This window comes from Sphaerisporangium album (assembly GCF_003323745.1).
Classification (GTDB): domain Bacteria; phylum Actinomycetota; class Actinomycetes; order Streptosporangiales; family Streptosporangiaceae; genus Sphaerisporangium; species Sphaerisporangium album.
The window spans coordinates 438,560-451,140 of the sequence record NZ_QOIL01000001.1 but is presented as its reverse complement, the minus strand read 5'-3'; the positions used below and the strand labels follow the sequence as shown (position 1 = coordinate 451,140).

General features: G+C 73.2%; 10 protein-coding genes. 9 read left to right on the top strand and 1 reads right to left on the bottom strand.

Annotated elements, in window-relative coordinates:
• The first annotated feature begins 202 nt into the window (after positions 1-202).
• Together DQ384_RS02010 and DQ384_RS40885 are read left to right on the top strand one after the other, a co-directional pair.
• On the top strand, positions 203-1,693 hold the full coding sequence (locus DQ384_RS02010; RefSeq protein ID WP_114026895.1) for a pentapeptide repeat-containing protein: 1,491 nt from the start codon (positions 203-205) through the stop codon (positions 1,691-1,693).
• Between the two features lie 135 nt (positions 1,694-1,828).
• Positions 1,829-2,530: a permease prefix domain 1-containing protein gene (locus DQ384_RS40885; RefSeq protein WP_181870971.1), complete on the top strand. Its 702-nt coding sequence runs from the start codon at positions 1,829-1,831 to the stop codon at positions 2,528-2,530.
• 15 nt (positions 2,531-2,545) lie between these two features.
• Here DQ384_RS40885 and DQ384_RS02000 read toward each other — a convergent pair whose 3' ends face one another.
• Positions 2,546-2,887: a PadR family transcriptional regulator gene (locus tag DQ384_RS02000; RefSeq protein ID WP_114026894.1), complete on the bottom strand. Its 342-nt coding sequence runs from the start codon at positions 2,885-2,887 to the stop codon at positions 2,546-2,548.
• 86 nt (positions 2,888-2,973) lie between these two features.
• On the opposite strand from DQ384_RS02000, the gene DQ384_RS01995 reads away from it, so the two are divergent.
• The 7 genes from DQ384_RS01995 to DQ384_RS01965 all read left to right on the top strand — a co-directional run bounded on the left by DQ384_RS01995 (position 2,974) and on the right by DQ384_RS01965 (position 12,363).
• The gene (locus tag DQ384_RS01995) at positions 2,974-4,158 is read left to right on the top strand and encodes a cytochrome ubiquinol oxidase subunit I (RefSeq protein ID WP_114026893.1); all 1,185 of its coding nucleotides are present in this window, start codon (positions 2,974-2,976) and stop codon (positions 4,156-4,158) included.
• A 39-nt stretch (positions 4,159-4,197) separates the two neighbouring features.
• Entirely contained in the window at positions 4,198-5,001 is an 804-nt protein-coding gene (locus DQ384_RS01990) for a cytochrome d ubiquinol oxidase subunit II (protein ID WP_114026892.1), read from the top strand.
• A 7-nt stretch (positions 5,002-5,008) separates the two neighbouring features.
• Entirely contained in the window at positions 5,009-6,688 is a 1,680-nt protein-coding gene (cydD, locus tag DQ384_RS01985; RefSeq protein WP_114026891.1) for a thiol reductant ABC exporter subunit CydD, read from the top strand.
• Positions 6,689-6,696: 8 nt separating this feature from the next.
• Positions 6,697-8,427, top strand: a complete 1,731-nt coding sequence (gene cydC, locus DQ384_RS01980) for a thiol reductant ABC exporter subunit CydC (protein WP_114026890.1) — start codon at positions 6,697-6,699, stop codon at positions 8,425-8,427.
• A 300-nt stretch (positions 8,428-8,727) separates the two neighbouring features.
• Positions 8,728-9,270, top strand: coding sequence for a (2Fe-2S)-binding protein (locus DQ384_RS01975; RefSeq protein WP_114026889.1), 543 nt, complete (start codon positions 8,728-8,730; stop codon positions 9,268-9,270).
• Positions 9,267-10,250 carry an FAD binding domain-containing protein gene (locus tag DQ384_RS01970; RefSeq protein ID WP_114026888.1) on the top strand — a complete coding sequence of 328 codons (984 nt, stop codon included), beginning with the start codon at positions 9,267-9,269 and terminating at the stop codon, positions 10,248-10,250. Before DQ384_RS01975 ends, DQ384_RS01970 begins: the two co-directional genes overlap by 4 nt.
• Before the next feature lie 13 nt (positions 10,251-10,263).
• Positions 10,264-12,363 (top strand): xanthine dehydrogenase family protein molybdopterin-binding subunit, encoded by a 2,100-nt coding sequence (locus DQ384_RS01965; protein ID WP_114026887.1) that lies wholly within the window; start codon positions 10,264-10,266, stop codon positions 12,361-12,363.
• The last annotated feature ends 218 nt before the right edge of the window (positions 12,364-12,581 follow it).

Below are 12,581 nucleotides of genomic sequence, written 5' to 3'. Positions count from 1 at the left end.
GGTGCCAAGCCCCCTCATCTTGTACTAGAGCTATATAGAAGGTGAAAAGGGTGAATCTTGACACTAGATGTCGAGTGACCGGCAGTAGCCTTGGCGTGGTCTGACCTTGGCGGACCTGCCGTAACAATCACCGCCGCAACACTGTGTCACCTTTCCATCACGATTTAGCTACCCGTTGCCCGACATTGGGTATGACTTTGCCATGACATCCCCGCTGAAGATCGTCCCGCTCGACGTCGGCTGGCGGACGTGCGACACCTCGCCCGAATGCGTGGGAGTCGCCCGCGAGCCGTACGGGCGGTGCCTGGCCCACCTCGCCCCGGCCGAGGTGGAGGACGTCCTGCGCGGGCTCGTCCCCGGCCAGGGCCTCGACCTGCGCGGCACGACCCTCGACGAGGATCTGCTGACGCGCGTCCTCGACGGCGTCGACCGCCGCCTCGGCCGGGCGCGCTTCGACCGCGCCCTCTTCACCGGCCCCGCGCGCTTCGGCGAGGTCGTCTTCGCGGGCGACGCGACGTTCGACCACGCGCGCTTCGACCGGCTCGCCTCGTTCTTCGACACCCGCTTCACGCGCAACGTCTCCTTCCGCGAGGTCCGCTTCTCCCGGGAGTTCTCGATGCACGGCGCGCGGGTGCGCGGGCACGGCGCGTTCGACCAGGTCCGCGTCGGCAGCGACGCCCTGTTCGGCGACGCGCGGTTCGGCAGGGACGCCTCGTTCCGCGGCGCGGAGTTCCACGGCTTCGCCGCCTTCGACGGGGTCACCTTCGACGGGGACGCCATCTTCCGCGGGACGCGCTTCCGCCGGGCCCTGTCGTTCCGCGCCGCCACGTGCGCGGGCACCGCCGGGTTCGAGGGGGCGCGCTTCCACAGCACCGCCTACCTCGGGCCGATGCGGGTCGGGCGCCGGCTGTCCTTACCGGAGATCCGCGCCTCGGCGGCGCTCCACCTCGACGCCGGAGGCTGCCGCGTCGACATGCGCGCCGCCGGCCTCGCGGGGCGGTTCACCGCGCGCCTGTCCGACGCCGACGTCGACCTGCGGGACGCGACGCTGGCGGGCCCCTCGGCCCTGACCCGGCACGCCGGGCGGATGCGGGTGGTCTCCCTGGACCGCCTGGACGCGGGCGCGCTCACCCTGACCGGCGCGGACCTGCGCGCGTGCGCCCTCGGCCGGCTGCGCAACCCGGAGGGCCTGCACCTGTCGGACTGCCTGTTCGCCCGCACCCCGGCCGGCGTGCGCCTGGAGCTCCGCTGGCCGCCCGTCCGCTGGTGGACGCGCCGCCGCGTCCTCGCCGACGAGCAGGCGTGGCGCGGCTGGTCGCTGCGCGGCGAGCAGCCGCTGGACCCCGGCCGCCTCGCCACGCTCTACGAGCGGCTGCGCCCCGCCGTGGACGACGAGCGGACGTCGGCCGACTTCGCGTTCGGCGCCATGGAGATGCGCCGGCTGGCGAGCCCCCCGGGCCGCGTGAAGATGCTGCTGTCGCTGTACTGGCTGGCCTGCGGGTACGGGTTGCGCCTCGGCCGCACGCTCGGATGGATGGCGCTGGTGGCCGCGGTGACCGCCGTGGTCCTGTTCTGGACGGCGGCCGCGCACTCCTCGCGCCGCCCGGCCGGACACCCGCAGCCGACCCCCGCCGCCCACCGCTCCACCACCCCGCTGCCGGTCGTCCACCCCCTCACGAGGGGCGCCGGCTGACCGTCCCCGCGGACGGGCGTCCCCGGTACCACGAGCGGTCACCAGGGATGTGTCAGGGATTCCCCGGATTCCGGACCGGACCGGCTTCGGGCCACAATGGGGGCGCATTTCATCACGGCCGTCCCTGGGGAGCACATGGCGAGCGCGAGTGTCATCGACGACTACGTGACGACGCTCGCCCGCACGCTGCGCGGGCCGCTTCGAGTCCGGCGGGACATGGTCGCCGAGGCGCGCGACAGCCTGGCCGACACCGCCGACGCCTACCGCGCCGAGGGCATGGACCGGGGCGAGGCGGAGCGCCTGGCGGTCGCCGAGTTCGGCACGATCACCGAGATCGCCCCCGGCTACCAGGAGGAGCTGGCCGCCTGCCAGGGCCGCAGGACGGCCGCCGTGCTGTTCGTGAGCGTCCCGCTGTCCACGATCGTCTGGAGCGTGATCTGGCGGGTCTACCCGCAGAACCCGTGGACGCCGGTCAGGCCCGTGTGGTTCTCCCCGCTCGCCCACTTCCTCGACTGGTTCCAGTTCGGCATGGGCGTCCTCGGCGCGCTGGCGCTGCTGACGCTGGTGCGCGGCCCGCTCCGGCACCGCGACCCCAAGATCGTCACCAGGGCCCTGGGCGTCCTGCTGTGGATCCAGGTCCCGATGGTGATCGGCATGTCGGCCGCGCTGACGCTGGGACGCGGGACCATGCTGCTGGACGCGGACCTCTTCCCCGCGGGCCTGTTCGCCTGCCTCTTCAGCTACGCCGTCGCAGGCTCGCTGCTGTTCAGCGCGACGCGCTGCCTGATCGTCTCCCGCCGGACGACGCCGGCGAGGGGGCCGGAGACGGCGAACTGATCGCGGCGGGGCCCGTCAGCGGGCGGGCCCCTCTGTGGACCGCGGGGCGAGGACGCCGCCGATGGCGTCGGTGAACTGGCGCCAGGCCGAGCGCTCCCCCGCCAGCGCGGTGTGGCCGGCCCCCGTGAGGCGGTAGGTGCGGCGTTTGCGGCCGCCGACGGTCGCCCACTCGCTGGTGAGGTAGCCCAGGCGCTCCAGCCGGCGCAGCGCGGGATAGACGGTGCCGGTGGGCACGCTGAGCGCGCCCCCGCTGCGGACCTGCAACGCCTCGATGATCGCGTACCCGTGCAGCGGCTCGTGTTCCAGGACGGACAGGAGCAAGGCGTCCATGTGACCGCGCAGCGCGTCGGTGTTCATCCGGAAACCCTATCCACGTGCTTCATGTAGGCAGTCTACATGTAGGCTCTCTATATGTAGACAGGCACAACTAGAAGAGGGTGACCATGAACGTGCTCGACCTGGCACGGACGCAGTTCGCGGTGACGGGAAGCCTGCACTTCCTGTTCGTCGTGCTGACGCTCGGCCTGGCCCCCCTCGTGGCGATCATGCAGACGCGCCACGTCATCACCGGCAGGCCGGTGTTCGAGCGCATGACGCGGTTCTGGGGCCAGATCTACGTGATCAACTACGCGCTGGGCGTGTTCACCGGCCTGGTGATGGAGTTCCAGTTCGGCCTCACCTGGAGCGGGCTGTCCCACTACGCCGGGGACGTGTTCGGCGCCCCGCTGGCGATCGAGACGCTGGTGGCCTTCTTCCTGGAATCCACCTTCCTCGGGCTGTGGATCTTCGGCTGGAACCGCCTGCCGAAGAAGCTCCACCTGGCGTGCATCTGGCTGGTGACGCTCACCGCCTACGCGAGCGCCTTCTGGATCATGGTGGCCAACTCCTTCCTCCAGCACCCGGCCGGCACCGTCCAGCGGGGCGACCACCTGGCCCTGACCGACTTCGGCGCGCTGCTCACCAACCCCAGCCTCGTCATGGCGTTCCCGCACGTCATCGGCGCCGGGCTCTTCACGGGCAGCTTCGTGATCATCGGGGCCAGCGCCTACCACCTCTTCCGGCGCACCGCCGACCAGGAGTTCTTCCGCCGCTCACTGCGCACCGGCGTGGTGTGGGGGTTCGTCGGCGCCACGCTCGCGGTCGGGTTCGGGTACGCCCAGTTCGGCTTCGTCAACGACATCCAGCCGAACAAGTTCGAGACCCCCGTCACCGACACCGCCCTCGTCACCATGATGACCATCGGCCAGCTCGTCCACTTCGTCGTGATGTTCGGCATGCTGCCGCTGCTGATCCGGGACGTGCTCGCCCGCTCCCGCTGGCTGCACCCGCTGCTCATGCTCATGACGCCGCTGCCCTTCGTCGCCGCGATCATGGGCTGGCTCGCCCGCGAGATCGGCCGCCAGCCATGGGTGGTGTTCGGCCGCCTGCGCGTGGCCGACGCGATCTCCCCCGGCCTGACCACGGGCATGGTGACGTTCTCGTTCATCGCCTTCGCCGGCGTGCTCGGGCTGCTCGCCCTGGTCGACTACCTGCTGATCGCGCGGGCCGTGCGCCGCGGCCCGGAGCGGGTCGCCCTCGGCGCGGCCGAACCCGCCGACCCCGCCCCCGCGCCGGCGCTCGCCCTGTGACCGCCGCCTCCCCCTGACCCCCTTCGAGGAGCTCCCCCCATGGAGATCATCTGGCTCGCGGTCCTGGCCGTGCTGCTGGTCGGCTATTTCGCGCTGGAAGGCTTCGACATCGGCGTCGGCATGACGCTTCCCTGGCTGGCCCGCGCGGGCGAGCGCGCCGGCGAGCCGGGCACCCGGGCCCGGCACCGCGACCGCCTCGTGGCGGCGATCGCCCCGTACGTGCTCGCCAACGAGGTCTGGCTGGTGGCGCTGGCCGGGACGCTGTTCGGCGCCTTCCCCGCCCTGGAGGGCACGGTCCTCAGTGGCATGTACCCGGTCGTGGTCGCGCTGCTGGTGTCCTGGATCCTGCGGGACGCGGGCCTGTGGTTCCGCCGCAGGCTCGACGGCGACACCTGGCGGGGCTTCTGGGACGCGGTGCTCTGCGCGGGCTCCTGGGGCCTCGCGCTGTCGTGGGGCGTCGCCCTGGCCTCGCTGGTCAGGGGCCTGCCCGCTCAGCCGTTCGACCTGGTGGGCCTGCTGTACGGGGCCGTGGTCGCCGCCGCCTTCGCCTTCCACGCCCGCTCGTTCGTGGCCTGGCGCCTGTCCGGCAGGGCCGAGGCGGCCCGCACGGGACGGCGGCTGCTGCTCACGGCCGTCGTGGCCGCCCTGCCCGCCGCGGTCCCGATGGCCGCCCTCGCATCGTCACTGCTCGACCACACGGCGTCACCGGCGACGCTGAATGTGCTCAGTGTCATGGCCCTTCCGGTCACACCCATCCTCGTGGGAGCGCAAGTATGGGTATGGAGGACGTTCGGCCCCCTCGGGTCCACCGGCGTCGCCGCCCGTATCCCGTCGTTCTTCTAGGGAACCGATGCACCGAGACCTTCTGCGCCTGGCGCGGACCGAGCAGGCGGTCCGCGTCCACCTGTTCGCGTGCGTGGCGGCGGCCGTGCTCGCCGGGCTGCTGGTGCTGGCGCAGGCCGAGCTGCTGTCCGGCGTGCTGTCGGGGGCGCTCACGACCGCGGCGCTGATCCCGCTGGCCTTGGTCGTCGCGGCGCGGGCGCTGTTCGGCCTGGTCCAGGGCGCCGCCGCCGGGCGCACCGCCACGGCGCTGAAATCGGTGCTGCGGCACCGGCTGCTGGCACGGCTCGGCGGGCTCGGTCCCGCCCGGCTCACCGCGCGCCGCTCGGGTGAGCTCGTCACGCTCGCCGGGCGCGGCCTGGACGCCCTGGACCCGTACGTCACCGGCTACCTGCCCGCGGTCGCCGTCGCGGGCGTGGTGCCCGTCGCCGTGCTGGTCCGGCTGTTCGCCGCCGACCTCGGCACCGCGGTCATCGTCCTGCTGACGCTGCCGCTGATCCCCGTCTTCGGCGCGCTGGTCGGGTGGCGCACCAAGGAGGTCACCGACCGGCAGTGGAGGGCGCTGTCCCAGCTCGGGGGCCACTTCCTGGACGTGGTGCGCGGCCTTCCGACGCTGCGCGCCTTCGGGCGGGCGCGCTACCAGGCGACGGTGATCCGGCAGGTCGCCGACGCCCACCGGTCCGCCACGATGCGGACGCTGCGCGTCGCCTTCCTGTCCTCGCTGGTCCTGGAGCTGGTGGCGTCCCTGTCGCTCGCGCTGGTGGCCGTGCCCGTCGGGCTGCGGCTGCTGTCCGGCTCGCTGGACCTGCGCGTCGCCCTGCTGGTCCTGCTGCTCGCGCCAGAGGCGTACCTCCCGCTGCGCGCGATGGGCACGAAGTTCCATGCCGCCATGGAGGGGGTCGCCGCCGCCGACGACGCCTTCGCCGTCCTGTCCGGCACCGAGGCCGGGGCCGTGACCGCCGCCGCGCGGTCCGTCGTGCCGCCCGGGGTGCCGGAGATCCGGCTGGAAGGGGTCACCGTCCGGTACCCCGGCCGCGAGGACGCCGCGCTCGCGGACGTCTCGCTGGTGATCGCGCCGGGCGAGCGGGTGGCGCTGGCCGGGGAGAGCGGTGCGGGCAAGAGCACGCTCCTTCACCTGCTGCTCGGCTTCGTGACGCCGTCCGAGGGCCGGGTGCTCGTCGGAGGCGTCGACCTCGCCGGCGTCGACCCGGACCTGTGGCGCGCGCGGCTGGCGTTCGTGCCGCAGCGCCCCCACCTGTTCGCCGGCACCGTGGCCGCCAACATCGCGCTGGGCTCGGCGGCGTCCCCCGAGGAGGTCCGCGCGGCCGCCGTCGCGGCGCGGGCCGGGGAGTTCGTGGACGCCCTTCCGGAGGGGTACGCGACCGTGATCGGCGAGCGCGGGGCGGACCTGTCGGCGGGCCAGCGGCAGCGCCTGGCGCTCGCCCGCGCGTTCTGCCGCCCCGAGGCCGAGGTCCTGCTGCTGGACGAGCCCACCGCGCGCCTGGACGGCCGCAGCGAGGCCGCGATCGTCGAGGCCACCCGGACGCTCGCCGAGGGCCGCACCGCGATCATCGTCGCGCACCGCCCGGCGATGCTCGACCTGGCGGACCGCGTCGTCCGCGTCGAGGGCGGCCGGATCGTCTCCGACCGGGCCGTCACCCGCGTACCCGCCGCCCTGGCAGGAGAGTGACGAGGCAGATGTATTCGACTCCGACGGGCCCGGACGCCGCTCCCACCGCTCCTGCGGCGAGCAAGGGGCGCGGGCGGCTGGTGGCCGCCGCGGCGGCCGGGGCCGCGGCCGAGCTGGCGGCGCTCGGGCTCATCGCGTCGGCCGCGTGGCTGATCACGCGGGCCGCGCAGCAGCCGGAACTCGCGGCCCTGAGCGTGGCGATCGTCGCCGTGCGCGCGTTCGCGACCACCCGGGGCCTGTTCCGCTACGGCGAGCGTCTGGCCGGCCACGACGTCGCGCTGCGCGCCCAGGCGGCCACCCGCGAGCGCCTGTACGAGTCCCTGGCGCCCTCGGGGCCGCTCGGGCACCGGGGCGCCGACCTGCTGAGCCGCATGGTGGACGACACCGACGCCGTCCAGGACCTGCTCGTCCGCTGCCTGCTGCCCGCGATCGCGGGGGCGGTCACCGCGGCCGCCGCCGTGACGCTGGCCGCCTTCCTGCTGCCCGCCGCCGCGCTCCTGCTGCTGGCGGGCCTGGCCGTGGCGGGGGTGGCGCTGCCCGCCGGGACGAACGCCGCCGCGCGGCGCTGGTCGGCGCGGCTGGCGCCGGCGCGGGCCGAGCTCGCCGCCCGGGTGGCCGACCTGGTGCACGGCGCCGCCGACCTCGCCGCCTACGGCGCGGGCGAGCGCGCGCTGGCCGCCTCGGCGCGGGCCGACGAGCGGCTCGCGGCGCTCGAACGCCGCCGGTCGCTGGCGAACGCGGCGGCGCTCGCCGCCGGCACGCTGGTGCAGGGCCTGACCGTCGCGGCGATCGTCCTGACCGCCTCGCGCGCCGGCCTCGGCCAGGTGCCGACGGCCGTCCTCGCGCTCACCGCCCTGGTGTCGTTCGAGCCGGTCCTGCCGCTGGCCGCGGCGGGCGAGCGGCTGGCCGAGGTCACGGCGGCGCTGCGCCGGCTGCGGGAGATCCGCGCCACGCCGCCCGCCGTCACCGAGCCCGCCACCCCGGCCGCCCCGCCCGAGGGTCCGCTGACGGTCCAGGTCGAGGACCTGGTCGTCCGGCACACCGCGGACCGGGCTCCGGCGCTCGACGGCGTGTCGCTGACGCTGACGCCGGGCCGGCGGGTGGCCGTGGTGGGCCCGAGCGGCGCGGGCAAGAGCACGCTGCTGGCGGCGCTGATGCGGGTCACCGACTTCTCCTCGGGGAGCATCGCCCTGAACGGCGTGGACGTCCGCGACCTGTCCCCCGACGACGTCCGGGCGAGGATCACCGGCCTCACCCAGGACCCGTACGTCTTCCGCGCCTCGCTGCGCGACAACCTGCGCCTGGCCGGGCCGGAGGCGGGCGAGGAGGAGCTGGCGGCGGCCGTGCGCCGCGCCCGCCTGGACGCGTTCGTCGAGCGGACCGGCTGGGACGTGACGCTCGGCGAGGACGGCCGCACCGTTTCGGGCGGCCAGCTCCAGCGGCTGGCGCTCGCCCGGGCGCTGCTGCGCGACCCCGAGGTGCTGCTGCTGGACGAGCCCGCCGAGTCCCTGGACGAGACCACGGCCGACGCGCTGATGGCCGACCTGCTGGACGTGACCCACGGGCGCACGACGGTGCTGGTGACCCACCGCCTGCGCGGCCTGGAGGACGTGGACGAGATCGTCGTCCTGGCGGAGGGACGGGTGGCGCAGCGCGGGCGCCACGAGGAGCTGGTGTCCGTCCCCGGCTACTACCGCGACCTGTGGGAGTCGGAGGCCCTGACCTCCGGCCGCCACTGAGTCGCCACAGCGCCTCAGGCCTCCTTGGGTGGTCCGCTTGCGCGTCGTGGCGAAGGTACGCGTCTGCTCATGAGGATCATGTACATGGCAACCCTGGACCTTGGTTCCAGGTGGAGCGGGGGCGTGTCGTATCACATCTCTGTAATTCGCCGACGGGCCAAGATCATGACGACGACACCGCCCCGCACATCCGGGGTGAAGAGGATCGGGCAGTGATCCGCGACCTTTGTGCAAGCCCCGCCGGTGATCGAACTGGTTGCATGAACCTGCCCTCAGTCAGCTGGCGGGAAGGGGAAGGCGATGAACGACGACGGACGCTCTGACATTTCGTTGCGCGTCAATGACGTGACCCACGGGTTGAACGTCGACAATCGCACGACGTTGCTCGACGCACTACGGGACGCGCTCGACCTCACGGGGTCGAAGAAGGGGTGCGATCGCGGCCAGTGCGGGGCCTGCACCGTGCTGCTCGACGGCCGACGAGTGGTCTCCTGCCTGACGCTCGCCGTAGCCGCCGAGGGCACGGAGATCACCACCGTCGAAGGCCTCGCGCCCGACGGCGAACTGCGGCCGCTGCAACGGGCGTTCATCCAGCTCGACGGTTTCCAGTGCGGCTACTGCACTTCCGGGCAGCTCTGCTCGGCCGTCGGGATGCTGGCCGAACACGCGGCGGGCTGGCCGAGCGCCGCCACCGTCGACGTGTCGGCCGATGCCTCGGCGCAGGAGCTGGACGCCGTCGAGGTGCGCGAGCGGATGAGCGGCAACCTCTGCCGCTGCGGCGCGTATCCGTCGATCGTGCGCGCGGTGCTCGAAACGGCCGACCAACAGGCGGTGACACGATGAAGGAATTCGGCTATCGGCGCGTGAAACACGTCCAGGAGGCCCTGGCGCTCACCGCGAACGACACCGGAGCGCGGTACCTGGGCGGCGGCACCAACCTGGTCGACCTCATGAAGGACGAGATCGAGGCGCCCTCGCAACTGGTGGACGTGCGGTTCCTGCCGCTCTCCGGCGTGCGTGAGGCGCCGGACGGCGGGTTGGCCATCGGCGCGACGACGAGCAACAGCGACGCCGCAGCCCATCCCGAGGTGCGACGCCGGTATCCGGCGTTGAGCCAGGCGGTGCTGGCCGGTGCGTCCGGCCAGCTGCGGAACATGGCCACGGTCGGCGGAAACCTCTTGCAGCGCACCCGTTGCGCCTACTTCGCCGATCCGTCCGAGCCGTGCAACAAGCGCCTGCCCGGCAGCGGTTGTCCCGCGCTCCCGGGGGAACACCACAACCACGCCATTTTCGACTGGTCTCGGCACTGTGTGGCCACCCATCCCTCGGACATGGCCGTCGCGCTGGCGGCGTTCGACGCCGTCGTGCACTACGAAACCCTCGACGGCCCAGCGGAAATTCCGTTGTCGGAGTTCTACCTGCCGGTGGGCGACACACCCCACCGGGAGACCGCACTGCCGCCCGGCGCATTGATCACCGCGGTGAGCCTGCCGAAGTCGGCGGCCTGCCCGCGGTCGCGGTACCGCAAGGTCCGCGAGCGCGCGTCCTACGCCTTCGCCACCGTGTCCGTCGCGGCCGCCCTGGAGTTGCACGACGGTCTGGTCGGGCGCGTGGGGATCGCCCTGGGCGGTGTCGCCTCGAGGCCGTGGCGGGCGCGGGTCGCCGAGGCCGCCCTTCATGGCGAGCCGTTCACCGGCGCCGGGCTCCGGGACGCCGCGGAGGCAGAGTTGGCCGCCGCGAAACCGTTGCGTGACAACGGGTACAAGGTGACGCTGGCACGGAACCTCATCGTCGCCGTGCTGACCGAACTCGCCGAACGATGATGGAGAGCACCGCATGAACGCGCCGGCCGATGTGATCACGGACGCCGTCGGGACGTCGCGGCCACGGCTGGAGGGACCGGAAAAGGTCTCCGGTCGCGCCCGCTACGCCGCCGACCACCCGATGCACGACCTTGCCTTCGGCGTGGTCGTCACGTCCCCGGTGGCCCGTGGGCGCATCCGCGACATCGACGCCTCGGCGGTCCTGACCATGCCGGGCGTGCTGGGGGTGCTCGACCACCGGAACGCGCCCCGGCTCGATCCGCAGGCATCCGGGTTCTTCGGCCCGGACGGCAGCATGCAACTGTTGCAGTCCGACTCGATTCCGCACGCGGGTCGGGCCGTGGCGCTCGTGGTGGCGCAGACGCCGCACGAGGCGCAGGCGGCCGCCGACGCGCTGGCGGTCACCTGTGACGCGCACCCGCACGACACGACGTTCACCGCCGACCATCCGGCCGGCCGTGCGGCCCTCACGGTTCTGGGTGAGGACGCCAACGTCGGCGATGTGGACGCGGAACTCGCGTCGTCCCCAGTGGTCGTCGACGAACGCTACTTCACGCCCGAGGAGCACTGCAGCGCCATGGAACCGCACGCCGCCACCGCGTGGTGGGACGGCGGGCGCCTGCAGGCCTTCGACTCCAACCAGGGCGCGTTCGACGTGGCGCGCACGCTGGCGAGCCTGTTCTCCCTGGAACTGGACCAGGTCCGGGTCCGATCCGAGCACGTCGGCGGCGGGTTCGGCTCTAAGGGCCTCCTCGGTCCCCAGCTGATCCTTGCCACGATGGGCAGCATGGCCTTCGGCCGGCCAGTGCGCGTCACCTTGACCCGACGGCAGGTGTTCCTGATGATCGGCATGCGGCCGGCCACCGAGCAGCGGGTTCGGCTCGGCGCCGACACCGACGGGTCGCTGCGGGCGATCGACCATCAGGCGGCGTTCGAGATCTCGCCGCTGGCCGAATGGGTCGAGAACTGTCCCGAGGGAAGCAAGGTGCTCTACGCCACGCGCGCGATCCGCACCCGAATCACCGCGGTGCCCCTCGACCTCACGCCGCCCGGCCCCATGCGCGGCCCCGGCCTCACACCCGGCTCGTTCGCACTTGAATCCGCCATGGACGAACTGGCCGAGCGGCTCGGCATCGACCCACTGGAACTGCGACTACGCAACGAACCAGCCGTCGGCCCGGTGTCCGGACTGCCGTACGGCAGCCGCAACCTCGCCGCCTGCCTGCGTGAAGGCGCTCGCCGTTTCGGCTGGCACAGCCGTGATCCCCGACCGCGGAGGCGGCGGGAGGGCCACCTGCTCGTCGGCACGGGCCTTGCCGCCACGGCCTTCGGCTCCAGTGCCTTTCCCTCAACGGCCTCGATCACCGCGGAAACGGACGGGTCCTACACCGTGCGGATCGCCGCCTCCGACATCGGCACGGGCTCGCGAACCGCGCTGGTCGCGATCGCCGCCGAGGCGCTGCGTGTCGGCACCGAGAGGATCCGGATCCGGATCGCCGACAGCGACCTCGGTCCCGCGTGGTCGGCCAGCGGCTCGCGGGGAACCCCGTCCTGGGCCTGGGCGATCAACGAAGCCGCGACCCGACTGCGTGAGCAGCCGCATGACCCGACGCGACCCGTGACCGTCACCGTCGACACCGCGGAGCTCTTCACCGGCCGGTTCGTCAGGGAAGTGCACGCCTACAGCGCGATCTTCGCGGAGGTCACCGTGGATCCGGCCACTGGTGAGGTGCGGACCCGGCGGCTGCTCGGGATGTTCGCCATCGGCCGGGTCGTCAATCCGCTGCTGGCCCGCAGCCAGGTCATCGGCGGCATGATCATGGGGTTGGGCATGGCACTGCACGAGGAGGGTGTCCGGGACCCGGTCTCCGGCCGGCAGGTGAACGCGGACTTCGCCGGCTACCACATCCCCGCGCACGCCGACGTGCCCGACATCGAGGCGGACTTCGTGCCGGAGTACGAGCCGGACGAGCCGTCGGGCGTCAAGGGCGCCGGCGAGATCGGCACCGTCGGCACCGCGGCCGCGATTGCCAACGCCGTGTGGCACGCCACCGGACTTCGCCACCGGGTGCTGCCGATCCGCCTCGACCGGGTGGTGGAGGAGATGGCCTGAGGATCGTGCCCGGACGCGGGAGTTCTCGTTCACGGCAGTGGACGTCGTAGGCCGCGTCGAGCGGAACCGGACCAAGGCGGCGTTGCGGGCCGGGGAAAGGCGATGCGCCGGAACGCCCCGCGGATGCCGGCACCGTCCGATCGTCGCGGCCTCGGAGATGCGGCACCCAGAGCCGCCGCGTCGTTGTCGCGCGGTGGCCGCCCGGACGCGGCGGCGCC